26 protein-coding genes and 1 tRNA gene are annotated in these 26,916 nt (G+C 49.3%); 15 read left to right on the top strand and 12 right to left on the bottom strand.

Annotation, left to right across the window (positions count from 1 at the left end; all coding sequences use genetic code 11):
- Nucleotides 1-54 precede the first annotated feature (54 nt).
- Nucleotides 55-1,212, bottom strand: coding sequence for an HD-GYP domain-containing protein (locus F459_RS0118765; RefSeq protein WP_020614248.1), 1,158 nt, complete (start codon nucleotides 1,210-1,212; stop codon nucleotides 55-57).
- 69 nt (nucleotides 1,213-1,281) lie between these two features.
- On the opposite strand from F459_RS0118765, the gene F459_RS0118760 reads away from it, so the two are divergent.
- The 8 genes from F459_RS0118760 to F459_RS0118725 all read left to right on the top strand — a co-directional run bounded on the left by F459_RS0118760 (nucleotide 1,282) and on the right by F459_RS0118725 (nucleotide 9,416).
- Complete coding sequence (locus tag F459_RS0118760; protein ID WP_020614247.1) at nucleotides 1,282-2,109, top strand: hypothetical protein; 828 nt, start codon at nucleotides 1,282-1,284, stop codon at nucleotides 2,107-2,109.
- A 79-nt stretch (nucleotides 2,110-2,188) separates the two neighbouring features.
- The gene (gene gltX / locus F459_RS0118755; protein WP_020614246.1) at nucleotides 2,189-3,658 is read left to right on the top strand and encodes a glutamate--tRNA ligase; all 1,470 of its coding nucleotides are present in this window, start codon (nucleotides 2,189-2,191) and stop codon (nucleotides 3,656-3,658) included.
- 9 nt (nucleotides 3,659-3,667) lie between these two features.
- Nucleotides 3,668-4,999: a glycine--tRNA ligase gene (locus tag F459_RS0118750; protein ID WP_020614245.1), complete on the top strand. Its 1,332-nt coding sequence runs from the start codon at nucleotides 3,668-3,670 to the stop codon at nucleotides 4,997-4,999.
- Between the two features lies 1 nt (nucleotide 5,000).
- A complete protein-coding gene (gene tyrS / locus F459_RS0118745; RefSeq protein WP_020614244.1) occupies nucleotides 5,001-6,236 on the top strand; it encodes a tyrosine--tRNA ligase in 1,236 nt (411 codons plus the stop codon).
- Complete coding sequence (locus F459_RS0118740; protein WP_245540227.1) at nucleotides 6,233-7,264, top strand: ABC transporter substrate-binding protein; 1,032 nt, start codon at nucleotides 6,233-6,235, stop codon at nucleotides 7,262-7,264. The genes tyrS and F459_RS0118740 overlap by 4 nt, the downstream gene beginning before the upstream one ends.
- A 33-nt stretch (nucleotides 7,265-7,297) precedes the next feature.
- Entirely contained in the window at nucleotides 7,298-8,050 is a 753-nt protein-coding gene (locus F459_RS0118735) for an ABC transporter permease (RefSeq protein WP_020614242.1), read from the top strand.
- Nucleotides 8,050-8,751 (top strand): ABC transporter ATP-binding protein, encoded by a 702-nt coding sequence (locus F459_RS0118730; RefSeq protein WP_020614241.1) that lies wholly within the window; start codon nucleotides 8,050-8,052, stop codon nucleotides 8,749-8,751. The genes F459_RS0118735 and F459_RS0118730 overlap by 1 nt, the downstream gene beginning before the upstream one ends.
- Before the next feature lie 11 nt (nucleotides 8,752-8,762).
- Nucleotides 8,763-9,416, top strand: a complete 654-nt coding sequence (locus F459_RS0118725) for a metallophosphoesterase family protein (protein WP_020614240.1) — start codon at nucleotides 8,763-8,765, stop codon at nucleotides 9,414-9,416.
- 46 nt (nucleotides 9,417-9,462) lie between these two features.
- On the opposite strand, the gene F459_RS0118720 is transcribed toward F459_RS0118725, so the two are convergent.
- Nucleotides 9,463-9,535: transfer RNA gene (locus tag F459_RS0118720), tRNA-Phe, on the bottom strand.
- A gap of 325 nt (nucleotides 9,536-9,860) precedes the next feature.
- Here F459_RS0118720 and F459_RS23050 point away from each other — a divergent pair.
- From F459_RS23050 to F459_RS0118700, 4 genes are all read left to right on the top strand, one after another.
- Complete coding sequence (locus F459_RS23050; RefSeq protein WP_081623756.1) at nucleotides 9,861-10,640, top strand: IS110 family RNA-guided transposase; 780 nt, start codon at nucleotides 9,861-9,863, stop codon at nucleotides 10,638-10,640.
- A 501-nt stretch (nucleotides 10,641-11,141) separates the two neighbouring features.
- Complete coding sequence (locus F459_RS0118710; RefSeq protein ID WP_020614238.1) at nucleotides 11,142-12,275, top strand: flagellar motor switch protein FliG; 1,134 nt, start codon at nucleotides 11,142-11,144, stop codon at nucleotides 12,273-12,275.
- A gap of 70 nt (nucleotides 12,276-12,345) precedes the next feature.
- Entirely contained in the window at nucleotides 12,346-12,864 is a 519-nt protein-coding gene (locus tag F459_RS0118705) for a TM2 domain-containing protein (protein WP_020614237.1), read from the top strand.
- Nucleotides 12,865-12,932: 68 nt separating this feature from the next.
- Nucleotides 12,933-14,726: an alanine--tRNA ligase gene (locus F459_RS0118700; RefSeq protein ID WP_020614236.1), complete on the top strand. Its 1,794-nt coding sequence runs from the start codon at nucleotides 12,933-12,935 to the stop codon at nucleotides 14,724-14,726.
- On the opposite strand, the gene rlmN is transcribed toward F459_RS0118700, so the two are convergent.
- The 7 genes from rlmN to F459_RS0118665 all read right to left on the bottom strand — a co-directional run bounded on the left by rlmN (nucleotide 14,679) and on the right by F459_RS0118665 (nucleotide 20,824).
- Nucleotides 14,679-15,749: a 23S rRNA (adenine(2503)-C(2))-methyltransferase RlmN gene (gene rlmN / locus F459_RS0118695; RefSeq protein ID WP_020614235.1), complete on the bottom strand. Its 1,071-nt coding sequence runs from the start codon at nucleotides 15,747-15,749 to the stop codon at nucleotides 14,679-14,681. The genes F459_RS0118700 and rlmN overlap by 48 nt on opposite strands.
- Entirely contained in the window at nucleotides 15,746-16,900 is a 1,155-nt protein-coding gene (locus F459_RS0118690) for a tetratricopeptide repeat protein (protein ID WP_020614234.1), read from the bottom strand. Before F459_RS0118690 ends, rlmN begins: the two co-directional genes overlap by 4 nt.
- Nucleotides 16,897-17,232 carry a hypothetical protein gene (locus F459_RS0118685; RefSeq protein ID WP_020614233.1) on the bottom strand — a complete coding sequence of 112 codons (336 nt, stop codon included), beginning with the start codon at nucleotides 17,230-17,232 and terminating at the stop codon, nucleotides 16,897-16,899. Before F459_RS0118685 ends, F459_RS0118690 begins: the two co-directional genes overlap by 4 nt.
- A gap of 77 nt (nucleotides 17,233-17,309) precedes the next feature.
- Complete coding sequence (hisB, locus tag F459_RS0118680; protein WP_013255699.1) at nucleotides 17,310-17,900, bottom strand: imidazoleglycerol-phosphate dehydratase HisB; 591 nt, start codon at nucleotides 17,898-17,900, stop codon at nucleotides 17,310-17,312.
- Entirely contained in the window at nucleotides 17,893-18,534 is a 642-nt protein-coding gene (gene hisG / locus F459_RS0118675; RefSeq protein WP_013255698.1) for an ATP phosphoribosyltransferase, read from the bottom strand. The genes hisB and hisG overlap by 8 nt, the downstream gene beginning before the upstream one ends.
- Nucleotides 18,535-18,543: 9 nt before the next feature.
- Nucleotides 18,544-19,632: an ATP phosphoribosyltransferase regulatory subunit gene (locus F459_RS0118670; RefSeq protein ID WP_020614232.1), complete on the bottom strand. Its 1,089-nt coding sequence runs from the start codon at nucleotides 19,630-19,632 to the stop codon at nucleotides 18,544-18,546.
- 358 nt (nucleotides 19,633-19,990) lie between these two features.
- Entirely contained in the window at nucleotides 19,991-20,824 is an 834-nt protein-coding gene (locus F459_RS0118665; protein ID WP_020614231.1) for a hypothetical protein, read from the bottom strand.
- Between the two features lie 136 nt (nucleotides 20,825-20,960).
- On the opposite strand from F459_RS0118665, the gene F459_RS0118660 reads away from it, so the two are divergent.
- Genes F459_RS0118660 through F459_RS0118650 form a run of 3 tightly spaced genes read left to right on the top strand, consistent with a single transcriptional unit; the run spans nucleotide 20,961 to nucleotide 23,406 of the window.
- Nucleotides 20,961-21,839, top strand: a complete 879-nt coding sequence (locus F459_RS0118660; protein ID WP_020614230.1) for a hypothetical protein — start codon at nucleotides 20,961-20,963, stop codon at nucleotides 21,837-21,839.
- A 3-nt stretch (nucleotides 21,840-21,842) separates the two neighbouring features.
- Nucleotides 21,843-22,721: a hypothetical protein gene (locus F459_RS0118655; protein ID WP_020614229.1), complete on the top strand. Its 879-nt coding sequence runs from the start codon at nucleotides 21,843-21,845 to the stop codon at nucleotides 22,719-22,721.
- A complete protein-coding gene (locus tag F459_RS0118650; protein ID WP_020614228.1) occupies nucleotides 22,714-23,406 on the top strand; it encodes a queuosine precursor transporter in 693 nt (230 codons plus the stop codon). The genes F459_RS0118655 and F459_RS0118650 overlap by 8 nt, the downstream gene beginning before the upstream one ends.
- Here the strand turns inward: F459_RS0118650 and F459_RS0118645 are convergent.
- Genes F459_RS0118645 through F459_RS0118635 form a run of 3 tightly spaced genes read right to left on the bottom strand, consistent with a single transcriptional unit; the run spans nucleotide 23,390 to nucleotide 26,708 of the window.
- Nucleotides 23,390-24,142 (bottom strand): nitroreductase family protein, encoded by a 753-nt coding sequence (locus tag F459_RS0118645; protein WP_020614227.1) that lies wholly within the window; start codon nucleotides 24,140-24,142, stop codon nucleotides 23,390-23,392. The genes F459_RS0118650 and F459_RS0118645 overlap by 17 nt on opposite strands.
- Nucleotides 24,139-25,878 carry an AMP-binding protein gene (locus F459_RS22585; protein WP_020614226.1) on the bottom strand — a complete coding sequence of 580 codons (1,740 nt, stop codon included), beginning with the start codon at nucleotides 25,876-25,878 and terminating at the stop codon, nucleotides 24,139-24,141. The genes F459_RS0118645 and F459_RS22585 overlap by 4 nt, the downstream gene beginning before the upstream one ends.
- 32 nt (nucleotides 25,879-25,910) lie before the next feature.
- Nucleotides 25,911-26,708 carry an inositol monophosphatase family protein gene (locus tag F459_RS0118635; protein ID WP_020614225.1) on the bottom strand — a complete coding sequence of 266 codons (798 nt, stop codon included), beginning with the start codon at nucleotides 26,706-26,708 and terminating at the stop codon, nucleotides 25,911-25,913.
- Between the last annotated feature and the right edge of the window lie 208 nt (nucleotides 26,709-26,916).

The following is a 26,916-nucleotide window of genomic DNA, read 5'->3' as shown; positions in this document are numbered from 1 at the left end:
GAAAGTGGTGAAAGGCTAACCGAAAGGCCTTGCTCTGTCAACAAAATGATATCCCTAATGGCGCAGGGGTAACTGTTTTTTCAACTCTTCGATCTCACTTCGGGAAAGCGGACGGGCAATCTTTACCTCATTATCTTCCCGAATCTGTACCACGGGCTGCTCCGGATAGAGCGTGTTGTTTTCATTAACCAAAAGGCGGACCGTCGGCTCCTTAGGTCGCTTCTGATCGGTCTTGACGACAAGGGCCTTGACCTTGTTGGTAAGAAGCACATAGGTCCCTACGGGATAGACCGAAAGTGTCAGAACCAGGGCCCTGAGGATTGTATCGTCGTAACGTCGCCCCATCTCCTTTACCAGATCCATGATTCCGGAATGGCCGTCTCTTCCTTCCCGAAACGGCCGTTTCGAAACCGCTGCGGCATAGGAGGATGCAACGCCTATGATTTTACCGTACAAGGAAATCTGATCTCCACGAAGTTTTCTCGGGTAACCTGTTCCGTCGATATATTCGTGGTGCTCCAGGACTGCCAGAACAACAGGATTGGGGAATCCCGCCTCTTTGAGAATCTTGAAGCTGATGACGGGATGGGTGATGATGGTTTGTCGCTCCTTCGGGGTCAGCTTTCTGTTGTGTTTGTAGATCTGGGGCGGAATCCGAATCATCCCGATTTCGTGAAGCAGGGCCGCAAGGCCTATCTCGATCTGTTTATGAGGAGGAATATTGAGAAAAAGCGACAGAGCCAAGGCCACTACGGCTGTCTTTACCGAATGGGTAACAATAAAGTTCTGATCCTCTTCTTCACTGTCGGGAAGGGCAAGAAGATAACGGCTCTCTTCCTTGAGCTTTGCAATGATCTCTTTGACGATGTCTGAAAGTTCATTTATCGATAGTACATTATGTTCGAGAAAGGAGGTATAGACCTTTGCAAGTTTCCCGGTTTCTTCGGTAATGAAATCGACGGCATTCTGGAGAGCCTCGCTCTCTTTCATGGTTGCATCGAGGACCCCGACCTTTCCCGTCCCGTCAGCCGGTGGAGCATCGACCGGCATTCCGTCACTATAAACCGTTTCGAAATACCATGATTCCAGCCGTTCGATCAGTCGTCGGGTAACGGGAATATCCGGGGTGAGAAGCACATAGCCCTCGTCTAGAAACAGAGGCGCATTAATATAAATCTGCGGTTCAAGGCTACTGGTTGAAATACTTTTCATGAACGACGCCGTTGACCCCCCTTCCAGGATAGATTACACTTTCTCTTATTATTATAGGAGCATTTTGGGGTGAAGTTTAAGATAATTTTTCTGTTTTTCAATCTTGTCATCGTGTTATCGTTTTTTGTTGTCTTTTTTATGCCCTTGTTTATGCTCGGTCATGAATATGCCGCAATCTTTTGGCGCGACAGCTGGTATCTTCCCATCATCTTTTTTCTTATCATAGGCGGTATCGATTCCTACTTTCTTTTGAACTGGAGGCTTTTTCGAAACCTTGAAGACGAAAACTGGGATGGGGTCATCGCCTATCTTGAGGATCGTCTTTACCAAAGGGGACGGATATCCGGTCAAAAGATACGAATACTCATCAACGCCTATCTTTTGAAGAATAACATGCAGGGGATCGATCGCCTGGAGAGCCATCTCCGGGAACACTATCCCAGGCTGCATTCCCGCTTTTTGCTTTCATTGGGTATTCCACGGCTGCTGCGGACCGATGCCGAGGGCTTGGAGTTCTTTTTCGGTCCTCATCGGGATGAAACGAGGAAAGATAAGGAATGGATCAATTTCCTGTACGGTTTTTCACTTCTGATGCAGGTGCGCCGCGAGGAGGCTATGGGGCACTTCGTATCGATGATTCATTCCGGTTACGTCGGCCCGACGGTGCGGCTCCTTCTTCTCTACTCCCTTGCCCCTTTTACCGTCGAACAGGATGATGTTGCCTCGCTGGTCTCCGCCGAAAGTGCCGAAATGAAAAAACGCTACTCCAGACCGGCCCTTGAAAAGGAGATCCAGCGAAGCAGGGAACAGGTCGTGCCGGTCATCCTTGCAAAGTTGACCGAGGATGCTCTCAACTGGCTTTACCCTTCGAAGCAGGAGATCGAGAAAGAGGCCTGACTGTCAGCCTTCCCTTTGGTTGACCCTTCCTTGACGTGATCGATATAATAGCAAATATCTTTCAAAAGGAAAGGCAACTATGAGTGTACGCGTACGTTATGCCCCGTCTCCGACCGGGCTCCAGCATATCGGGGGAATCAGAACCGCCCTGTTTAATTATTTTTTTGCCCGATCCAGCGGTGGATCCTTTATCCTCAGAATCGAGGATACCGATCGTGAACGGTATCATGATGAGGCCTTGGAGGATCTCTTCGAGACCCTCCGCTGGCTGGGAATAGAGTGGGATGAGGGACCGAAAAAGGGTGGCGATTACGGCCCTTATATTCAATCCGAACGCCATGAGCTCTACCAGGAATATACCAAGAAGCTGATCGAAAGTGGACATGCCTATTACTGTTTTTGCAGTTCCGAACGGCTTGAAACACTTCGGCAGGAGCAGCAGAAGAACAAGGCCTCCCGCGTGGGCTATGATGGTCATTGTCGTTCGATTCCTTTCGAGGAGGCGAAACAGCGGATTGCTGCGGGAGAGCATCCTGTCGTCCGCTTTAAGGTCCCCGCAGAAGGGAAAACCTCGTTTGATGATGTCCTGCTGGGTACGGTGACCAGAAAAAACCGCGACATACCGCCTGATCCTGTGATTCTCAAGAGCGACGGTTTTCCCACGTATCACCTTGCGAATGTGGTTGACGACCATCTCATGAAGATTACCCATATCCTGCGCGCACAGGAGTGGATTCCTTCCGGAGCGCTTCATGTGCTGCTTTATCGGGCTTTCGGTTGGGAGCCGCCGGTCTATTGTCATCTTCCCATGGTTATGGGTAAGGATGGACAAAAGTTATCGAAGCGCCACGGTGCCACCGCTGTGCGGGAATTCCGAAAGGCCGGTTATTTGCCGGAGGCCCTGATCAATTACGTGAGTCTTATCGGCTGGAGCTACGACGGCGAGCGGGAGTTCTTCACAAAAGAAGAACTGGAGAAGCTCTTCAGCCTGGAAAAAATCAACAAGGCGCCGGGGGTTTTTGATTACCGGAAGCTTGAGTGGTTCAACGGGCAGTATATCCGCCGGATGAATGATACCAAGCTGGTCGAACGTATGCTTCCTTTCCTTGAGAAAGCGGGTTTGGTTTCCGATCCCCCGGAAGCATCTCAAGTGGAGCTTGTGAAGCAGATGGTTCCTCTGGTAAAGGAACGGATGAAGTTCATTCCCGATGCCGGTGAGATCTGCCGATTTGCCTTTGAGGAACCTTCCGGCTATACGGCGGAAGAGCTTATTGCGAAAAAAATGGATGCCGCATCTACCATCATTGCAATGGAAGCGGGTAGAACAATTATCGAGGCCATGAAAAGGGCCGACGACGATGCCGTCGAAGAGATGTTCAGAGAAAAATCCGAGGAGTTGGGTTTCAAGTTGGGACAAATGCTCTCTCCTCTTCGTGTCGCCATTACCGGCAGCACCGTTTCTCCGCCTCTTTTCGGCTCCATTCGACTGATTGGAATAGACAAAGCCCTGGATCGTATCGACCGGGGAATAGAATTGCTCAAGAAGTGAGGTTGACTGATGGCTGAGAATCGTGAAGTAAGCATGGAAAAACTGGTTTCGCTCTGCAAAAGAAGAGGCTTTGTGTATCAGTCCAGTGAGATATACGGAGGACTTTCCGGGGCCTGGGACTACGGTCCTCTTGGTGTTGAACTGAAGAACCGCGTCAAAGATTATTGGTGGAGGGAGATGACCCAGCTTCATGATAATATCGTCGGCCTCGATGCCGCTATCATGATGCATCCCAGGGTTTGGGAGGCCTCGGGGCACATCGATAACTTTTCCGATCCCCTGGTGGATTGTAAGCAGTGTAAGAGCCGCTTTCGGGCCGATCAGATCAATCTTGAGGCTCCCTGCCCCGTTTGTGGCAACTCGGGAACCTTTACCGAGCCCAGGGATTTCAATCTGATGTTCGCAACCCATATCGGCCCTGTCAAGGACGACAGCAGCATCGTGTATTTGCGTCCCGAGACCGCCCAGGGAATATTCGTCAATTTCCGTAATGTCGTTCAGACCAGCCGGGTGAAGATCCCCTTCGGCATTGCCCAGGTCGGAAAGGCCTTTCGCAACGAGGTGACTACGAAGAATTTCATCTTCCGAACCTGTGAGTTCGAGCAGATGGAAATGCAGTTCTTTGTAAAGCCGGGAGAGGATGACAAATGGTTCGAGTTTTGGAAAAACGAACGTATTTCCTATTACGATAAGCTCGGAATACGAAAAGAGAAGCTCCGTTTCCACCGTCACGGCGAAAACGAACTTGCTCACTACGCAAAAGATGCCTTTGACATTGAATATGAGTTTCCTATGGGCTGGCAGGAACTTGAGGGTATCCATTCCCGTACCGACTTTGACCTGAGCCGTCATGCGGAATACAGCGGCAAGGATCTCACCTATCTTGATGATGATAAGTCCCGCTATATACCCTATGTGATAGAGACCTCGGCAGGGCTTACCCGTTCGGTTCTTATGGTTCTTTCCGATGCCTATGAAGAAGAGGAGTTGGAAGGCGGCGATGTGAGAACCGTGCTTCATTTCCATCCCTCGCTCGCTCCTGTCACCGTTGCCGTGCTCCCCTTGGTAAAGAAGGATGGCATCGCGGAAATCGCCCAGGGGGTCGCTTCTGATCTTCGTGAGGAGTTCGCCGTTTTTTACGATCAATCCGGCGCCATCGGCCGTCGTTATCGCCGCATGGACGAGATCGGAACACCCTTTTGCGTTACCATCGACTATGACACGAAAGAGGACAAGACCGTCACGTTGCGTTTCAGGGATTCCATGGAGCAGGTTCGGGTTCCCATCGATGAATTGACCTCCCGAATAAGGGTAGAGATTAAGAACTACAGGAGAGTGTGAGATGGCCGATACCTTGACCGTCCTGCGGGAACGGGGATTTATCCAACAATGTACCGATGAAAAGGGGCTGGAAACGGCCCTCGCTTCCGGGCCGAACAGCTTTTACGTTGGGGTCGACCCTACCGGTATCAGCCTCCATGTGGGGCATATGGTACCTCTGTTTGCCATGGCCCACCTTCAGCGTGCAGGCCACAAGCCCCTTGCTGTCGTGGGTGGGGGGACCGCTCTTATCGGAGATCCCTCGGGTAAAACCGAGATGCGGAAGATCCAGTCGGTTGAAACAATACAGAAGAATGCCGAGGCTATAAAAAAGCAGATCGGCAGGATCGTCGATTTTTCCGATGGAAAAGCAAAGCTGCTGAACAATTACGATTGGCTTGCCAATTTGAATTACATCGAATTTCTGCGCGATATCGGGCGGCATTTTTCGGTGAACAGGATGCTCACCTTCGAATCCTATAAAAAGCGCCTGGAAACGGGGCTCAGTTTTATCGAATTCAACTATCAGCTCCTTCAGTCCTATGATTTTTATGTTCTTAATAGGGATGAGAAGTGTCTCTTCCAGATTGGAGGAGACGACCAGTGGGGTAATATTGTCGCCGGTGTGGAACTGATTCGCCGAATGTCGGGGAATGAGGTCTTCGGGCTTACCTTTCCCCTTGTTACCCGTTCCGACGGCAAAAAAATGGGAAAAACCGAAAAGGGCGCCGTTTTCCTTGATCCGAATCTCTTTCCCCCCTTTGAGTATTACCAGTACTGGAGGAATATCGCCGATGCAGATGTAGAGAAATTCCTCATGCTTTTTACCTTCCTGCCTGTAGAAGAGGTAAGGAAGCTCGGCAGATTGGAGGGCTCCGACCTGAATCGCGCCAAGGAGATCCTCGCCTATGAGCAGACCAAACTGATCCATGGTAAAGATGAGGCCGATAAGGCCAGGGATGCTGCCAAGTCCGCGTTCAGTGTCGGCGGGGCCTCAGATCGGGGGGCGATACCTTTTATCGAGCTCCCGAACGAGGATCTGGAAGAAGGGATTGGTATTCTCGAACTTTTCGCCATGACAACTCTCTGTTCTTCGCGCAGTGAAGCCCGTAGGCTTGTTCAGCAAGGGGGAGCGGTTATTAATGACGTAAAAATCGATGATATTGAAGCAATCGTTACAAATAAGCAACTTGATGATGACGGAGAGCTTTTGCTTCGTGCAGGAAAGAAGCGTTTTTTCCGTGTTATTGCGAAATGATGAGAAAAGAAGGGACAGTTGATATGAAGAATTTGAAGCAATGGAGTAGTTTCCGTGCTTTTTCCCTGTTGCTGACAGGATTTTTGCTGGCATCTGCTTTGCCGCTTTTCGGAAGTGGGGCAAAGGAAAAGAAAGAATCCCTTGTTATACGTGGTGCCGTCTATAAGGGATCCAGCGGCTTTGGGGCCGTGCGCCTTTTGGAAGATCCTCCTGAGCTTGGAGCGGGAATCAGCGTCGAATTTCAGGTGCTTCCCACTCCCCAGGAGATGGTGGCGAGGGTTTCCTCCGGGGAGGTCGATATCGCCGTTTTCCCCACGAACCTTGCTGCCAAACTTTATAACGCGGGTACCGGTTACCGCCTCGGTGGAGTAATCGGCTATGGAATTCTCCAACTCCTCTCTTCGGATACCGACATTGCCTCCTGGGCCGACCTCGAGGGAAAAACCGTATACACGGTGGGCAAGGGAGCAACGCCCGATTTCTTACTTCGCTATTTTCTTTCCCGTTCAGGTGTTGAAAAGGAGGTGAATATCGATTACTCGATCACCGCTGCCCCCCAACTTGCCCAGGCTCTTATTGGAGGGAAGGTTGAGTACGGGGTCCTCCCTGAGCCCTTTGCAACCCTGGTTTCAAATAAAGCTCCAGCTGTTTCCTCTGTGATCGATTTCCAGCAGAGTTGGAACGATCTTTATGGGGGTGAAGCGGGGCGTTCTTATCCCATTACCGTTGTCGTCCTTTCATCGAAGCTGATCGACAGCCATCCGGAGGTCGCTCGAAGGTTTCTGGATGCATATAAGGCTTCCATCGAATGGGTGAGGGCAAATCCCGATGATGCCGCGGCCCTTATCGAAAAGTTCGATATCATGCCTGCTGCAATTGCCGCCCCGGCAATTCCCAACTGCAACCTTGTTTTCCTTCCTGCCGTCGAGAGCCGCCCGCTTGTAGAAGATTTTCTCAGGGTTCTGCTTGGTTTTGACCCCGCGTCGATCGGTGGAAAGCTTCCCGACGAAGGATTCTATTTTCAGTAGAAAGGGGAGAGAAACGAACCGAGGTTCGGTTAGATGAAAATTTCACCGGCAAAGTCCATGGTGCTCGTAGCGGCATCCGTTGTGCTGCTTCTCATTATCTGGGAGGCTGCTTCGAGTATCGTGAATGCCGACATTATACTCCCCACTCCTCTGGCGGTTCTTCGGCGTCTTATCGCCATCGGGGACAGGCGCACGTTTTTTAGACATATAGCGGCATCAGGAGAACGGGTTGCCGTTTCCTTCCTCTTTTCCCTCATTGTCGGAATTCTCCTCGGCGTAGGTTCGGGGCTTTCTTCCGCCTTTCGGGCCTTTCTTTCTCCCTTTGTTCACACCATGCGAACAGTGCCGGTGATGGCCGTTATTCTTATTGCGATACTCTGGTTTCCTTCCACGGTTGTTCCTGTGTTTGCAGCGGTCCTTATGGCCCTTCCCGTGGTCATTGGGGCTGTCGAGCGTGGGATCCTCGGAATCGATAACAAGCTTGTTGAGATGGCCCATATTTTTCGAGTGCCTCCGGCAGAGTGCCTGCGGCGAGTCATCATTCCTCAGCTTGTTCCCTCGATTCTTACTGCTGCTCATTTAACCCTCGGGCTTTGTTGGAAGGTTGTGGTCGCAGGGGAGATCCTTACCATTCCCCGATCGGGGGTGGGTGCTCAGATGCAACTTGCTCAACTCAGCCTTGAGTCAGAAGCTGTTTTTGCCTGGACTGTCGTTGTGGTGCTTTCAGCAGCCTTCTCTCAGGCACTTCTTTCCCTGGCAGATCATTTTGGGAAAAGGAGTTCCTAATGGAATGGCGGAACGTTTCCTTTACCTATGATAGCGGAATCGAGGTGTTTCGCCACTTCTCATTAGAGTTCCCGGAAGGGGAGATTACCGCAATCCTCGGGCCTTCCGGTTGTGGGAAAACAACGCTTCTGCATCTCATAGCCGGCCTGTTGAGACCCTCCGCCGGTAGTATCGGAAGGGATACCGGAGAGGCCGTAAGCTATCTTTTTCAGGAGCCGCGCTTATTGCCATGGATGACGGTTCTGGAAAATGTCTGCCTTGTGAATAAAGATGAAGGAGCGGTGAGACGATTTCTTGAGATTGTGGGCCTGAGCTCCTCTGTATCACGTTACCCCGGAGAGCTCTCCGGCGGCATGCGGCAGCGTGTGGCCATGGCAAGGGCCTTTGCCTTCGATGCATCAATGTTACTCATGGACGAGCCCTTTCAGGCGCTTGACCTTGCCCTTAGGCTTTCACTCGTGAATGCCTTTCGGCATATATGGGGCCAGGAGCCAAGGACCTCGATTTTTGTTACCCATGACATTCAGGAGGCTCTCGTGCTGGGTGATAGAATATTCGTGCTTGACGGACCGCTTGTCGAGCTTGTCGGTCGCTTTGACAACCCGGTTGATAGAGATCGACGGAGCATCCATGATCCGCGGCTTCTTGCCCTGGAAGCGGAACTCTATCATCTGCTTATCGATGAGCGCAGCCGAAGATAAGGAGAATAACGATGATTATACTGTTAGTGAGTGATTTACATGGAGATATTGATAGACTATCCAAATTAAAAGAGGAGGCCGAAGCAGCCGATCTTCTTGTTGTTGCCGGAGATCTTACCCATTTCGGAGGTCGGTCCGATGCCCTTCGCGTCATCGAAGGGTGTCGAAATTTAGGGCTTCCCCTCTTTCTTATTCACGGCAATTGCGATACCGAAGAAGCGGCCCGATGCATTGGTGAACAGGAAGGCAGTCTTCACCTGGTCTCCCGCGATTTTTCCGGAATTCGTTTCGTCGGGCTTGGCGGATCATTACCCGGTCCACTTGAAACGCCAAGCACCATGGATGAGGAGGGCCTTAATCAGGAACTTTCAAGCATTTCTCTTCCTCAAGACGGAATGCCGTTGATCTTTGTCTCACATCAGCCGCCTCATGGAAGCTGTGCAGATCGTGCGATGAAGATGAAACATGTCGGCAGTACCTCCGTGGCCCGCTGGAGCGAAGCTGTAGCTCCTATCGCCCACCTTTGCGGCCATATACATGAATCTGCCTGTGTCGGACGAATCGGACGGACGGTATTGGTTAATCCGGGGGCATTCAAAGATGGTCGCTATGCCGTCGTTCGAATTGTTGGAGGAGTAGCCGAGGCCGAACTGAGACGGGTATAAATACCGCACAAAAAAAGCTGCCTGAGAAAACCTCAGACAGCCTTTGTGCCGCCGAACAGAATCGAACTGTTGACACGAGGATTTTCAGTCCTCTGCTCTACCGACTGAGCTACAGCGGCGCGACGCATGTATATATACCCAATGCTGCCAAAAATGTCAAGGCAGCTCGGAAAAAAAAGCTTTCCTTAGACAATATGAAGTGACCCCCAGTTTGCAAATCGTGGATTCACCGAGCATACTGGGAAAAAAACAAAGTATGCGGCTACCGCATGCAAATGGAGGTCACTAGATGAATACTGTAATCCACATTGGAATCGATGTCCACAATTTGGCGAAAGCAGCTATCCCTTGTGTGATTATGGCCCCGACTACGTTGCCGAAAGCACCAGGCAATCATGTAAAAACAGACAGGATAGATGCTGAAGGACTGGCCAGACACCTGGCTTGGGGGACCACAGTGCTGTACATATACCGCCCCCGCAAAATGAAGCGGTAAGAAATTATACACGGCTGAGAAATACCCGAAAAAAGGCTCTGGGACGGGCAAAACAGAACCTGTTGTCTTTTTTACTGCGTCATGGACGATGTTTCACCGAGGGAAAGATCTACTGGACCATTACCCACTATACATGGCTAAAGGGGCAACTGTTTCAGGATGAAGTCGACCATGAAACGTTTAATGAATATCTGCAGGAAGTACATGACCAACAGGAAAAGGTAGACCGCTATAATCAGAGGATCGAAGAATTGGCCGCCCTGGATGCCTACCGGGACCGGGTATCGAAACTTCGCTGCTTCAGGGGAATAGAGACGCATACGGCCTTATCGTTTATTTCAGAGATTGGAGACTGCTGCCGGTTTGCAAACCCACAGCAGTTCTCCTCGTTCCTGGGCCTTGTTCCCAGGGAAAACTCCAGTGGTCAGAGAGAACGACGAGGGAGCATCACAAAGGCCGGGAATGAACGCTTACGGCTCCTGCTTATCGAAGGAGCAAACTCAACCCTGAGAAGTCATATCTATGGAAAGAAAACAAAGCGTCTGCAGGCACGGCAGAAAGGAAATAATCCGGATGTCATTGCGTATGCTGACAGGGCGAACAGGAGATTGCACAAAGTCTACAATAATCTTGTAGCTCGCGGTGTACATCACAACAAGGCGACCGTCGCTGTTGCCAGAGAGTTGTCCTGCTTCATCTGGGGGATGATGAACGATAGAATCAACTGACCAATACTGTTTCGATAAGAGGGTTTTTTGGATGAGAGGGATTGATAGACAGGATAATCGGGCAAAGATCCAGCTATCTTCGATGACACTATGTAGACACCCAGGAGGTGATTCACGTTGTTAGACAGAAAGGGCTTTAGGCGGATCATTGGCCTGCATTAACCAATATGCGTATATCAGAATGGTCAGATGCCGAAAACTGATTTCCTGTCTATCAATCCTTTTCTTTGTTCAATATTGGGGGGGTATTGTGTAGGAAACGGAAAAATAATCTTGACAAAGGTCACATCATATCAGTGTTCCGAATATTGGTGATGCACATGCCGTTTAGCAGGTAGACACCTTTCTTTTATGCCGGTACATACTTTTCCCCCATGGTTTGGCTTTCAATTGACGCAGAGAAAAGGAATTGTCTCCTTTTAATCACCAGGATTCCGGACAGTAGAAAAGCTTTACAATGAGAAATTGACCAGACCCCCCTTTGGCAGGTAGTATAGGACCATGAGTGATCCCAAAAGAGCGGCCAAGGCATACGGCCGTTTCGGAAAAACGGAAAAACCAGGAAAAGAAGGGAACGCAGAGAAGGATAAAGGGCAAAGCCATTCTGATGAAAATTCTTCGCTCCAGGGATTTCTCAAAAAGGGTATTACGGGAAATCCTTATCGTAAGGCAGCAAAATTATTACTTCTTTTAGGCAAGGAACAGGCTGCAAGGGTCCTTTCTCATTTTTCTACCGATGAGATCGAAAAGATTACCAGAGAAATTGCCGGAATAAAACGGATTGATAAAGAAGAGGCAAAGCTCCTGCTTGATCAATTTGGGAAGGCTGAGGATAAAGTGAAGGCTGTGAGCGGTGGTCTCGATGTGGCGCGCTCCATACTCGAGAAGGCCTTCGGCCGTGACAAGGGGGATGCGCTGCTCGAAAAGGTTATACCCTTCGGAGGGCAAAAGCCTTTTTCCTTTCTCGAAGAAATAGAGAGCCAGCAGATCTTCCTTTTGTTACGGCGGGAATCGGCAGCAGTTATTGCCATTGTCCTTAGCTTCCTTTCCCGCAAGAAATCGGGAGAGATTGTAAAAATGCTTTCTCCATCATTACAGGTTGAAACGGTTCGCCGTCTTGGCCGGATGGAACGGGTATCTCCTTCTGTTGTCGCCTCTATCGAGATGAAGCTGCAGGAGCGATTACACGCTCAGGGGCAAGTTATAACGGAGGAAGTCGACGGTCAAGCGGTTCTTGCTTCCATCTTGAAACAGATGAACTTCAGAGAAGGGGAGCGCATTCTTGATACCCTGGGAGAGGGCGACGTAGCATTGAAAGAACAAATCTCCAAACGGCTTTTTACTGTCGAGGATCTGCTTCGTATTTCCGACCGTGATATGCAGCGTGTTCTTAGGGATTTCGAAGATCGGGAGATTGCGCTTCTTATGAAGGAGCAAAATGATGCTGTGAAGGAAAAATTCTTTTCCTGTATAAGCGATCGCAGAAAACTCTTTGTCCAATCGGAGTTGGAGATCTCGGGGCCCCTTCGGCGTGATGAAGTCGATAAGGCTCGAAATGATTTTCTTGCCTATGTAAGGGGTCTTGTCGAACGGGGGGAGATAGTTCTATCCGATGAACATAACCCTCTGGTATAGCTCGATAGCACAAGTGTCTTGTCGTTTCCTCTATTTCGTAGTAGCTTTATAATCGAAGGAGGCGCTTCTCGTGTATTCGACCGGTATTGCATATCTTCTGTGGCTCATTTCTGGTTTTGGTGCGCTTGGATTTCACCGTTTTTATCTTGGAAAACCGGGGAGCGGACTTCTCTACCTCTTTACCGGTGGTCTTTTCGGAATCGGGGCTTTTTACGATCTCATCACTCTTCCTATGCAGGTTCGGGAGGCAAATCTCAGGGTCGGTTACCGCGATGCCTTTCTTGGGGCCATGGCGGGAGATGCCCATGGGCCGATCGACAGGACCCATACCGGAGGTGTACGGAGCCTCGGACGGAAAGAGAGTCTCGAGCAGGCCATCCTGAGGACCGCAAAAAAGAACAAGGGGGTTGTTACCCCAAGCTCGGTTGCTTTGGAATGTGATAAGGGGCTTGATGATGTAAAAAAAGCCCTTGAGCTCCTTGTGGAAAAGGGGTATGCGGATCTGCGGGTAACGAAAAATGGGGCTTTGGTCTATTTCTTCCAGGAATTTTCCGAGGGGGGAAGCCACCCCGATCTGGAAGAGATCTGATTGTCCCAAAAGCTTCTTTTTCCGGACTCTATTGACAAGCTTGTACAGCCTTCGTACTATCATGTATCATGAATTCTGACGAACTCCGTAATAAATACATCGATTTTTTTGTTTCGAAAGGACATGCCCGTATTACGGGCCAGAGCCTTATTCCTGAAAATGATCCCACCGTGCTTTTTACTACTGCGGGTATGCATCCCCTGGTTCCATATCTGCTGGGTGAGCCTCATCCTGCAGGAACCCGCCTTACCGATTATCAGAAGTGTATCCGAACCGGTGATATCGATGCGGTAGGGGATCCCCATCACCTTACCTTTTTTGAGATGCTTGGAAACTGGTCTCTTGGGGACTATTTTAAGGAAGATGCCATTTCCATGAGTTTTGAATTCCTTACAAGCCCCAAGTGGCTGGGAATCCCGGTGGAAAAGCTTTCGGTTACCTGTTTTGCCGGTGACGACGAGGTTCCCAGGGATGAAGAATCGGCTTCCGTCTGGAAGCGTATGGGAATCCCTGAAGATAGAATTTTCTTTCTCGGTAGGGGAGACAACTGGTGGGGGCCTGCCGGCGAGACCGGTCCCTGCGGCCCCGATACAGAGATGTTTATCGACACTGGAAGGGATGCTTGCGGAGACGATTGCCGACCCGGTTGCCCTTGCGGAAAGTACTTTGAGGTGTGGAACGATGTCTTCATGCAGTACAATAAGCAGGCTGACGGAAGTTTTATTCCTCTTGAACGTACATGTGTCGATACCGGAATGGGCATAGAGCGTACCGTTGCCGTACTGCAGGGAAAACGATCGGTCTATGAAACCGAGGCCTTTACCCCGCTGATTTCAGGCATTGAGCGGCTTTCCGGAAAACAGTATGGCAAGGACGAGGGGGATGATACCTCCATCAGGATCATTGCCGATCATGTCCGAACCTCTGTTTTCATTCTTGGCGACGAACGGGGAGTGAAGCCCTCCAACCTGGGACAAGGCTATATTCTCAGGCGCCTCATTCGCCGCGCCGTTCGGCATGGGCTGAAACTCGGTATCGACCGTGCTTTTCTTTCCGAACTTGCGGATATTGTTTTCGAACGGTATGGTCTTCCCTATCCCGAGCTGATTGCTGCAAGGGCCTTTGTTCGTGAAGAGCTGACTGCGGAAGAGGGGCGTTTTTCTGAAACCCTAAAGAAGGGTGAGCACGAATTTGAGAAACTTCTTCCCAATCTCAAGAAGAGTAAAAGCGGTGTTATCCCTGGTCGGGTTGCCTTTCGTCTCTATGATACCTACGGTTTTCCGCTGGAAATAACCGAGGAGCTTGCCGCCGAGCATGGTTTGACGGTCGATCGGGAGGGATTCGAGAAATCCTTTGAAAAGCATCAGGAGCTTTCTAAAAAGGGAGCCGAGAAGAGCTTCAAGGGAGGCCTTGCCGACCATTCCGAGCGGACTACTGCACTCCATACCGCCACGCATCTCCTCCATAAGGCCCTTAGGATGGTGCTGGGCGAGCACGTACAGCAGAAGGGAAGTAATATCACCGCCGAACGGCTTCGCTTCGATTTTGTGCATCCCGAGAAGATGAGCGATGAAGAGGTACGTCGGGTTGAGGAGATTGTCAATCAACAAATCGACCGCGATCTCCCTGTTACCATGGAGATGATGGGCCTGGAGGAGGCCCGGGCCGCCGGTGCCCTTGCTTTCTTTGAAAGCAAGTACGGCGAACAGGTAAAGGTCTATTCTATTGGTGATTTTTCAAAAGAGGTCTGCGGCGGTCCACATGTAGAGCATACCGGCCAATTGGGGCGATTTAAGATTACGAAGGAGCAATCCTCATCTGCAGGGGTCAGACGAATCAGGGCGGTTCTCGAGGACCGCTAACTGGCCGCAGGCGCCGTTGATTTCCGAACCACGCCGGTAACGCCTGGAAACAGCGATACCGGCCTGTTCAAGGCGTTTTCTGTATCGGATAATCTCCTGGTCGCTCGGCGGCCGGAAATCAAGCCCTTCCGTGGGGTTCCAGGGGATGACGTTTACCAATACCGACAAACCCTTTGCAAACTCAGCTACGCCTTGGGCCTGTTCCTCTGCACTATTAATGCCGCCGAGAAGCACACATTCCAGGGTTATTCGCCGCTTGCTTTTCTCTTGGTAGAACTGTAATGCCTGTTTTAGTTCCGGTAAGGGGTTTGCTTTGCTAATCGGCATAAGCCTCTGTCGTAACTTTGGATCTGCGGTTACCAGGGAACAGGCAAGACGGGGAATTAGTGCTGTTTCACTAAGAGAGCGAATTCCGTCGATAATGCCGCAGGTGGAGACCGTTATTTTCCTTATGCCGATACCTGGGCCCTCCGGGTGGTTAAGAATCGCTATTGCCTTTTGTACCCGGGGAAGGTTTGCAAGGGGCTCTCCCATCCCCATAAAGACGATATTCGATATCTCTCCATAATGATTTTTTAGGTGATAATACTGTTCGAGAATTTCTCCTGTACTGAGATTCCGCAAAAGACCCATGGTCCCGGTCCGGCAGAAGGCGCATCCCATGGCGCAACCGACCTGGCTGGAGAGACAGGAGGTTTTACGACCGTTTTCATCTACCAGGAGCACCGATTCCACAAAGCGGCCGTCGATGAGTTGCAGCAATAACTTTGCACTGCCGTCAGAGGCCTCGTCGAACCGCACAGGCATGGAAGAAAAAAGGGGGGCTTCTTCACTCAGGCGGTTCCGATCATTCAGTGACAGGGTTGATATTTGCGTCCAGGCAGATACTCCTTGCTGGAGTGCCTTGAACACCTGTTTCCCCCGAAAAGCGGGGGAGAGGTGAAATACGCGGCAGATTTCATCGGAGACTAAGCCGGAAGCGCAGTCGGTGCCTTCCGGGAAGGGGAAATGTGACGGGCTCATCCGCCTTGACGAATCTTTTCAACGAGAGACGAAACGTAGCTGTTGCGGATACCAAGACGCTGAAAATCCCCTAAAACCTCGAGGGCCTTATACTTTTGTCCCAGGGCAAGGTAACACTCCGCTACCTCGGTGTACAGACGGTGGTTTTTGGGGTCATCTTTCAAAAGCCCGTAAAGGCTTTCGATGGCCTCCTCGTAATTGCCCCGTGCTTTGTTGATAAGTGCCAAACCAAGAATAGCATAAACGTCAAATTCGATGTTGAGAGCCTTGCGGTAATATTCCTCGGCATTATCGTAGTCTCCCATGCAGCGGTAGGCATCGCCGGCTCGGGTGAGTATTACCTTGTTGTGAGGATCGAGCTTGAGAATTCGATGCCAATACTCAAGAGAATCGGCATGATGATCCATTCCCCGATAACAATCCGCCATCCCGAAGAGGGCGTAGAAATTTTGCGGTTCCAGTTCCAATGCCTTATGGAAGTATTCAAGCCCTTGTGAGTAGGTTTTCAGCTTTCTGTGACAGTTTCCCAAGCTGGTGAGAACCCTGATATCGACGCTTTCTTTCTTGACTTGCAGCATTCTCTCCCAATACTGAAGGGCCTGCTCGTATTCTCTGAAATCATAGTGGAGATGCCCCAGGCCGATGAGCGCATATGGGTTGTCAGGTTCGATTTCCAGGACCTGGAGATATACCTCTTTCGAATGGCGAAAGTCCTTCACCTTTCGATAGGCATCCGCAACTCTGGTAAGGACGGTGACGTTTTTCTCGTCGTGTTGAAGATACCGCTCCCATATCTTAATTGCATCATCATATTTATTCAGGGCCTTATAACAGTCTGCAAGCCCGAAGAGTGCATAATTATTACCGTCGTGATGTTGAAGACAGCGTTGATAGTAGGTGATGGCATCTCTGAAATGTCCCCGTTTACGGGAAGCATCCCCCATCCCTACAAGTGCATAATTATTAAACTCATCATGCTGCAGGATTTTTTCGAAGCAACGCTCCGCCTCTCCTGTGAGATTTTCTTTCAGCAGCTGATAGCCTCTTTTCGAGAGCTCAGAAATTTCATTGAGAACAGATTCTTCAAATTGACCCGAGGCATCGGAAAAATCTCTTTCGTCTGGTTCATTCATATCCATCATATCTATCATTCCCCTTCGCTCAACCACCGTCTAATAACAGATGCGGTTTGTTCAAGCAATGCATCAACCTTTCCTGGTGCAGATGCGAGCCAGTAGAGTCTTAGGGCCTCCAAAGGATCCCCATTTTCTATGCACCGGTCACCGACCCTGATCAAACCATCTGAATATCCAGTAGTGATGAAAATTCTTTTCGCAAGTTCAACGTTCCCGGAATTGTATTGTTCGTTTCCCTTCCTGATGAGTGCGGCTCGATCGGATGACGATAAGGGCCTGTTCCCGGTTTTTCCGATCTTGAGGAATCCTTCCCGGGGGAGCAACTTTGATAACTCCTCTTTTTTCATTCCACACTAACCATAAGGCCAAGTTTTCTTGTAACTATAGGGAAAAAATAGAAGAAAAGCAAGGTCTTAAGCCCCTATCAAACGCTAATCGTTCCTTTCGTCGAGGGGGTTATACCTTTTGCCTTCTTTTTTAGGGCGTTTCCCAGTGCTTTTCCCAGGGCCTTAAAGGCAGCTTCTGCAATATGATGACTATTTTCGCCGTAGCGTGCATCTATATGGAGGTTTAAACCTCCGCGAACGGCAAAGGCACGGAAGAATTCTTTCAGAAGCGCAGTGTCGAAATTTCCACACATGCTTTGGGGGAAAAGGGCATTCATATAAAAGTAGGGACGCCCTCCCGCATCAATGGTTACCTCAACCAATGCATCATCCATGGGGATAACCGCATGTCCGAAGCGTTCGATCGCATTCTTCTTCAGAACATAGCTTCTGACGGCATCCCCCAGTACGAGCCCTGTATCTTCGACAAGATGATGCGGATCCACTTCGATATCACCCCGGGCGGAAATCGTAAAGCCCAGTTCCCCATGGAACGCCATAGAGGTAAGGAGGTGGTCGAAGAAGGGAACTTCCGTTGAAATTGTTCCCGGTAGAGATTCCGGCCCCTCGAAACTGACACAGATTTCGGTTTCCTTTGTATTTCTTTCGATGCGAATGGTTTCACTCATGGTTGTCCTCCTCAATCATCTGTATGAAATGATCGATTTTTCGGTGGTGGAGCTTATAGTAGGAGGGGTTCGCAATCAGGTGAACATGAATATCCTCCAGCTTCTTCTTCACTTCAAGATGGTTGGCCTTGAGCGTGTTTCCCGTTTCAACAAGATCGACAATGTAGGGTGCCAAGCCTAAAACCGGAGCAAGCTCCACCGAACCGTTTAGCTTGATAATCTGAACGGGAATCCCCCTTTGATGAAAGTAATCCCTTGTAAAATTGATAAATTTGGTTGCAACGGCGACTCCTCGCTTATCCAGTGAAAAGGGCTCGTCCCGCCTGCCTGCAATGCACATCGATGTACCGCCGAAATCAAAGGTCTTGAGGCGAAAAAAACGATATTCGGATTCATACAGAACATCGGAACCGCAGATGCCGAGACCTGCGATACCATGGTTCACATATGTGGGAAGATCGCTGTTTTTTACCAGAAAGATCTCAAGCGTTCCGCTTTCGTCGCGGGCCACAAGTTTTCGTTTTTCAAAGGAAAAGGCCATTCCCCTTTCTGCAAATCGCTCTTGTATTTCATCCAGCAGCCGTCCCTTTGGCAAAGCAAGGCTCAAAGGGGCTTCCTGTGATTTCTCATTCATCGCTTTCTCCTATAGTGTCATGCATTCGCCTGCTGCTCTCCGCTTTTCCGCTGCTTTAAAGGCCTCTTCAAAGCTTCCATAGTGGTCCGATGTGACCGGACGGGGGGGGAGAAAGTCATCTCCAAGCAGCGGCTCTATTTTTCTCAACATGATGGAAAAGCCGGCGGAAGGTGCATTAAAGCCGAAGCTCTCCAACAGCTTATCATAACGCCCTCCCGAAGCGATTGCGTCGTCCAGAGTATCAATATAGGCTTGAAACACAATGCCCGTGTAATATGGCTGCTCTCCAACCTCGGAGAAATCGATGCGCAGTTGTTCCACCTTGTTAAGTCGTTCCAGAATCGTGAACATTGCCTCCATCTCTTCCATTGCTTGCCTTGCCGCATCGTTAAGATGAGCAGTAAAACGAGATTTTACGCTTTTAAGCTCCTCCGGTGTTCCAATAAAGCGAAGCATCGCGGCAATGGCCGAACCCGCTTCTTTTCCGTACAACTTCTTCAAAAGCTCGGCCGTGTCTGCTCTATTGCGGTTGCGAACATCCGCAATTGCCGATTCCCGTTCTGCCGAACAGAGATCTGTAAAAATAGCATCTACGAGGCGCCTGCTCCCGATATGGATAAGGGGCTTCACATGCAGGGAATCGAAAGTTGCCAACAGCAGGAGCAGAATTTCCAGATCACCTTCTATCTTTTCTTTTCCGATCAGCTCGGCCCCGACCTGGAAAAACTCATTTCTGCTGATATCTTCCCTGTTCTGGTGCCGAAGAATGGTGTCGCTGTAACAAATCCTGGCCGGGAGATCCTCTTGTCGCAACAGCAATCCCATCTGTTTAGCCAGGAAAAGGGTGATGTCGGACCGAAGCATCAGCAGGTCGCCCTCTCTATCGATGAGGCGGTAGATATGTTTCTTGTTTTCGTTCAGGAGATGCCGGTAGGTATCAAAAAAGTCAAACACCGGAGTTTCTGCAGGTAGATATCCCCAGGAAGCAAAAAGCCGATGGAGTTTATAGGTAATCTCTCGGTGGCGATATGCTTCCTCGAGATAAAAACTTTCGGTTCCCAGCGGAATCTGTAATAGTCTGTCCTGATTGTCCCTCACGGATACTCCTCCCGCCCGATGGCTGGTTTCCTTTTGCGGTTTGAAGCTACTATACCAATAATGGCAGGCGAGGAAAAGAGTATGTAGTGTCCGGAATCCTGGTGATGTGTCGGTTATTGTGATGGTGAATTCCTTTGTTTTTTGCTGTTAGCCCGCTATTTTCACAATAGAGCTTACAATGTACAAAGGAGAAAGGATTTACCCGCCATATATCACCAATATTCAGAACACTAGCTTCCCAAGATAACGCCATAACAAAGGCTGCTTTGGCGAATTGCATGAATGGCTGCCTTTTAGGAAATTTCAGGAAATCCCGCCAACACCCGCTGCAACAACGATGCAGCCGGATGCCTGTGTCTCAAAAAGATGAAAGTCGGGTCTTATAACCTGTTTTGTTAGAAATGAGTTCTCCTGTAAACACAGATCCCTCGGAGCTGTCTTCCCATCGGTATTTTATAAGCTTCCCCGGAACCTTGTCGCTAATCCACCATTGATACCGAAGTATCCCTGTTTTTGTTTGATCGTTTCCGGCTTCATCGGTGTAATGGCTTTCGATTTTTTCTTCCAGAAGGACCTCTTGTGCGTTAAAGGTGCCTGCCGGAACCTGTATCACAGAGGTCCCCACCACATGCGATTCCCATGAGCCTTGATAATACTCGGGGATTTCCTCTTCTTCCGCATCTTCTTGATCGTTGGTATCGTTCTGCTCGGGTATCCACTCTCTGATTTGGCCGCTTTCCTGGTCGCGATATCTGAAGGCACGTAGCTCATAATCCTTGCCGATCAGAGCTTCGGAGAGAAGGTCGGATTCATCGTCGGAATAACGGAGCTGCCACCAACCACTTCCGTCTTCATTACGTTTGAGTAGGGCCCGTTCCACGGTTAAATGGCTTTCTTCATCATCTGTGGAGACTTGTATCCTCCATTCTACTCCTTCGCCTTCGTTGAAGTTTTCATAACCGTACATAAAACCGCCGGCAAAAAAGGCATGTGTATAGACCACCATTGCCAGCATCGAATCCTGCAATCCGGTTATGCCGGTCGCTGATAGTATGGCATTCTCTGCCTGTCGGTTTATCGAACTTTTGGCCTTGGAAACTGTGTTACTTATTGCAGTACAACTTGATAACGCAAAGGCAATCACAACAAATACGACCAGTAGTTTGAATATTCCGCTCCTTTGATTATGCATTCGAGATCTCCTCCTGCTATGACGTGTCGATCAAAGTATAGCTCACCCTGTTACTTTTTTCTTTGCACAAAAAGAAAGAGAGGGCCTTGCCTTGGAATGGTTTTCCGGTATAGTAATTGATAAGGAGTAGTGTGCTATGATGCTGGACAAGCGATACCGAAAGCGATGTTTTCTCTTGATTCCTGCTGTTCTTCTTTTATTCTTTTCGGGGTGTTTGTCCGACGGCGAGAATGTTTCGCCAAAGGCCCTGGAGACGATAATAGATGATCGTTATGATGAGTCGGGCCGGTTGAGACCTATTATTATTGATGATGTTATCGATTTCTCCGACTTACGCTATGCTCAGCTTTGGAATACCTCTCCCGTTGACGGCAAACCTCGTTTTTTTGCAACGGTGCCGCGAATGGCCGATCGTGAGGCCGAATACGATCGGTGTCTGGATATGGCTGCCGTCCAGGTTTCACGGTTTGTTTCGACTCGAGTCGTAGCGAAGTTTGCGACCTTGACCCAGGGGAGAGACTTCGGTCACCTTGAGGATGTTGATGTAAGTTTTGATGTCGATGCTGCAGCATCTTTCCGAGATTCGCTTGATCCTGTTGCTTACGTTCGGGACCGGGAGGCAAGTTACGTTGTATTTGAGTTTTCCGGTTTTTCTTTGAAAGGGGTATCGGTAAAAAGTGGTCTTCACAATGGACTTCCTGTCTGGGTAACGGCTGTACCTGAAATTCCCGGTTACATTACCGGTTTGGGGGCTGTGGGACGCTACCGTTATGTGGCTGAGTCGATCTATCAGGCGGATAGAATGGCCATGGCCGGGATCGCACGGCAGATGGCGATTGATGTAAAAGAAAAACAGGAAAATTATGAAGACAGCAAAGGTTCCACTGCCCACCGGAGTGTCAACCTCGAGGTCTCCGATATCGAGTTGAAAGGTGCATACATTATTGCCCGGTGGCGTTCTTTGGATGAAAACAACTACTATTCTCTTGCTATATATCCTGTGAGCCATGAGTGAGTAATGGATAACCAAGCTATAGTCGATTTCCTTGTCTCCCTGGAAGCTCCTGCCACGGAAGTTACCGTAGTGCAGAGCGGGAAAAGCAGTGAAAAAGTCGATGGTCTCTACAAGCCCTTTGATCGTACCATCATTCTTCACAACCGAAACGCTTCGATGCAGGAGCCTTCGTTTCTTTTGCGAATGGCGATTCACCAATATACCCATCACCTGCTGATATATGGGACAGCCCAGGATCCCGTTCCTCTTGCCGAACCCCGAGAAGAGGTTGCCCGACATCACGGTAGTAGATTTAGTGCTTGCTATCACAGGCTTTTATCCAAGGCTGCCGGGACGGATGCCGGGGTTGCCGGGGCCCCATGGGATGTGGACCCGGAACTCAGTGCCGTGGCGGACCGTATCCGCGGTACATTGTTGCCGCAGTATGGTGGCATCGCTTTAGAGTTGGGGGCACAATATGCCGAAGCCGAACGCTTGTGTGCGCAGAAGGGCTACAATCTTGAAGAATGGCTTGAGGACGCCGTAGGGGCTGATTTGGCTGATGCAAAGCGGATGTTACGAGCTCATCATGAAGGCCTTTCCCCAAAAATCGGCTTTGATGCCATGAAGAGTTTGTTGAAAATTCCGAAAGAGCATCGTCGGGAAGCCGAGGCGGCCGTTGTTTCGGGGGATAGATCCCCAAAGGCCGTTGAATCGGATTTTCGCCCGCCTTTTCGCCGTGAGGCAAATACCGAAGAGGGAAGCGATAACAATAATGCTTCATTTGCCGTTGAGCGGCTTCAAAAGGAGAAGCTTCGCCTGGAGCAAAAGATGGAACAAATACGGGCCAGGTTGCTGAAGCTTGAGGCCCGTTTACATAGTATGGGAGTTGATGATGAATGAACTTTTTTGGGCTCTGATGCTTCTTTTTAATTTTGGGGCGATCATCCTGGCATATCGGTTCTGGGGCAAAATCGGACTTTTTATCTGGATACCGATCGCTTCGATTGTCGCCAATATTCAGGTTACGAAGACTATCGATCTTTTCGGCCTGACTGCTACTCTTGGAAACATTGTTTATGCGGGAAGCTTTCTGGTAACGGATATTCTCAATGAAAACCATGGGAAAAAGGATGCCCGCAAGGCCGTCGGAATCGGCTTTTTTTCTCTTATCGCCATGATGGTTCTCATGAATATGGCTCTTTGGTTTCGTCCCGGCGCAGATGATTTTGCTCAAGAGAGTCTTGTCACACTTTTTTCTCCCATGCCGAGAATCGTTCTTGCCAGTCTTATCGCTTACGGAGTAAGCCAGCTGCATGATGTCTGGTCGTATAACATGTGGAAAGAGAAACTGCCTGCAAGGCGTTTTATTTGGCTTCGAAATAACATCAGCACCATGATCAGCCAGCTCATTGATTCGGTGATCTTTACCATGATTGCCTTCTTCGGTACCTTCCCCACTCATGTTTTGGTCGAGATTACCATCTCTACCTACATCCTCAAATGGATCGTTGCGGTCTGCGATACACCGTTTATCTATCTTGCCAGTAGCTGGCGGGAGCGAGCGGAGCTTATGGAGTCTCGGTAAAAGGCATGAGCCCTTTTTTTACCGATCTGCGCATTTCGAAAGAGAAATCCGCCCCGGTCTTCTTTTTGTAGATGCGCAGGGCTTCCTTTTTTACATCCTCCTTACCAGTCATTGTCGCCAGTTCCTCCGGAGTGAGGCTTTTGTAGTGATTCTCGAAGGTCATTGCCCACATTGGATATCGGTCGGTCTGTTTTCGTCGTGATGCCGCTTCGGTGGGGTAGCCGATAACGAGCATGGTAAGGGGAAATACGGAAGGGGGAAGACCAAGTATTTCACGATGTTCTTCGATTCGCTCCATGATGTCGCCGATGTAACAGGAGCCTAATCCAAGGGACTGAGCCGCAATAACGACATTCTGGGCTGCTGCCATGGCATCGCAGCTTGCAAGCATGAGATCGGAAAGTGCAGGCTCCTGAATAAATGCTTCTCCACTCTCTTTACAGCTTTCCGGTACCTGTCCTGCACGGTAAAGATCCCAAAGGCGATTAGGGTCGGCAAGAAATATCAGTACGATTGGGGCCTTTGCAATGAAAGGTTGATGGTCGCAGCTGATCGCCAATTTTTCTTTGAGTTCCTGGTCGGTCACATCGATGATTGAATAGAGCATAAGATTTCCCGCTGTAGGGGCCCGTCGGGCAGCCTCGATGAGAAGGGCCTTCTTTTCCTCTTCTACGGTTTTATCGAGAAAGGCCCGTACCGATTTTCTCGACATCATGGAATCGATTACTTCGTTCATTTTCTGCCGCTCCGTTCGAGAAGCTGGTCCAGCTGACGAAGCACCAGATTTCGCTTGATCTTTTTTGTGGTGGTAGTTTCCATCGCTTTTTCCAAGATGGTCATCTTTGTTATGCGTTTATAGGGAAGAAGCTCTTTATTAACCTCTGCGACTGCTTTTTCCAGCCGTTTTTTTCGTTCCTCAGGTACCCAGCCCTTAAAAAACTCTTCACTCGGATAAATGATTGCCTCAATGCCTTCGGCAAGGGTTTCTTTTTTCTGGATGTAGCCCTTGATCATGATCTGATCGATCTCCTGAAAAAGTTGAAAATGATCTTCAATCTCTTCGGGGTAAACATTTTTCCCGCCCTCGGTAACAATCAGCGATTTTTTACGACCGGTGAGAAACAGATAATGTTCTTTGTCGAGATACCCTACATCGCCTGTTCGTAAGAATCCATCACTTGTAAATAGATCCTTGGTTGCTTCCGGATCCCGATAGTATCCCGATGTGATATTCGGGCCTTTTACCGCAATTTCGCCCACACCATCTTCATCCGGGTCAAGAATTCTCATGTCGACCAGCGGAAAGACCTTGCCCACAGATTTTAGTTTAAACTGGTGAAGCGGGTTGAGGGTAATAATGGGAGATGTTTCTGTCAGTCCATAACCCTGGACGAAGTCAAGTCCCAGTTCGTTGTAGCGACGGAACGTTTCGGGAGCCAGCGGTCCGCCTCCACAGATGCAGATTCTAATTCTATCCAGACCAACCTCACGTAAAAGAGGCTTAAAAAGCTTTTTCCCAATGTTGATTCTTAAAAAACGCTTACACACTCCGCTGATACGCATGAATAGGCCTACCGTTAAATGAGTCGGTAACCCCCTTCCACGTACTTCCTTCATCATTCCCTTTAATAATTTATTGTATAGCAGGGGAATAGCCATAAACATGGTGATGTGTCCCTCTTTCAGGTCTCTCATCATTTCTTTCACCACCATTCGCTTGCCGAAGACCAACTCGGAACCATGTTTGATTGATTCAAGAAAAACGGCCGTCATGGTATAACTGTGATGAAGCGGGAGAAGAGCATACCAGACATCTTTTTCGGTTGCGGTCATGAACATCGGGTGACAAGCCTGGAATACATCACTCATCAAATTGGCATGAGTCAGCATAACTCCCTTTTCATTTCCTGTTGTTCCGCTGGTAAACAGAATCGCCGCAATATCGTGTTCACTCCTGCCAACCTCCGAAGGAGCGACTGGCGACGATGATTCCATGTTCAAAATATAGTGGTCCTTTTTGGGGGAGAGGCTGAACATGTGAGAGACAGCAGTCGGTTTCTTCTTCTGAAAGTCCTCGAAACGTTCTTCATCAATGCAGACAAACTTTGCATCGACAAACTGGCTGAGTGAAACAATCCGATCGGTTTCCAGCTGATAATCAATGGGTACCACGACCCCACCTGCAAAAAGGATCGCAAGATAGCTTATTGCCCATTCCGGGCTGTTTTTCCCTGAAATTACCACCCTCTGCCCTGGCTCTATTCCGCTTTCCCGAAAAAATGCAGCTATGGATCTGATTTTGAGATCCGCCTCCCTATAGGTAAAGCTCTCCCTTTCAGGGCTAAAGCGGGTAAAGCAGATGCGTTCCGGAAAGAGCTTCACATTAAGCGTGAATATCTCACAAATAGTCGGCCATTGGCCTTTTATGAGTGTTCCCCGATATGAATCAAGATAATCCCATGAATTTTCCATACCTGTCTCCACGTTATAACAATTCTCGCCGTTTACTGTTTTTCTGTGAAATAGGAACGTAACGCAGAAATCGAATCGTTAGTTCCCGCAACAATATGCCCGGCGGCTTTTTTTCGATGAATCAAAACTGAATAATCAATTGCTTTCCCATTCAGATATGATACCTGAAATCCTTTCCTCTCGATAATTGCATGTGCTGCAGCAATATCCCATATGAAGCAAGGAGCAAGCAGCACTTCCGTTACTCCCGGATGAAGGAGAAGTGCTGTGAGGTGCAGTATGGAACTACCGATACTACGCAATTTCCCTGGGTAGAGCGATAAATCAAAGGTTCGGTGAAGCTTACTGGATATCATCATTTGTAAACACTGCTTCTGCCTTTTTGCATCGGCGTCCATCTTCAGCGGGGAGCCATTGTAACGTACTTCCTGATCGGGAAGGGCTGTCAGCAGCACGCCCCGTTCCCGATCCGTTCCCCAACGGGGAGCATATATGATACCGCCGACAGGAATCAGTTGCTCGTTGAGGATTCCTAATGCAACACACCATCCCGGCATCCCCTGGCTGTAAGCATCGGTACCGTCGATGGGATCCAAGGCAAAGGTTAATTTTCTGTCGGGAAAAAGATCCCTTGGATTCTCTTCACTGACGATATTTGCGTCGGGGAAGAGTTCTTTCAAAGTATCAGAAAGGAGCTGATCTATCGCAAGATCTGTCTCGGTAAGAACCGAACCATCTGGTTTGAAATTTCTCCTCACTGATTTTTGATTTTCAGCTGCCATGTCTCCGGCTTCTATAACTTTTTCGATGAGTTTTGAATACTGCGTCAAAATGGGGTTACTCCTTCTACGAGTAGTATATCGTATAGTTAGTGTCCCCGAAAAGGCACCTTGAAAAAGATGTGCTTTTTTTGTGCTTACTGTCCGGAATCGTGGTGATTTTATGCCCAGGCATAAGAGGGAAGATAGGCGATCGTCCACCGTAAGGCTGTGAGAGGAATACACCTGGCCCACAGCTGCCTTCCACTCCGATTCATGG

Source organism: Sediminispirochaeta bajacaliforniensis DSM 16054, from assembly GCF_000378205.1.
Classification (GTDB): Bacteria; Spirochaetota; Spirochaetia; order DSM-16054; family Sediminispirochaetaceae; genus Sediminispirochaeta; species Sediminispirochaeta bajacaliforniensis.
The sequence above is the reverse complement of the archived record's forward strand: the minus strand, read 5'-3'. Positions and strand labels throughout refer to the sequence as shown.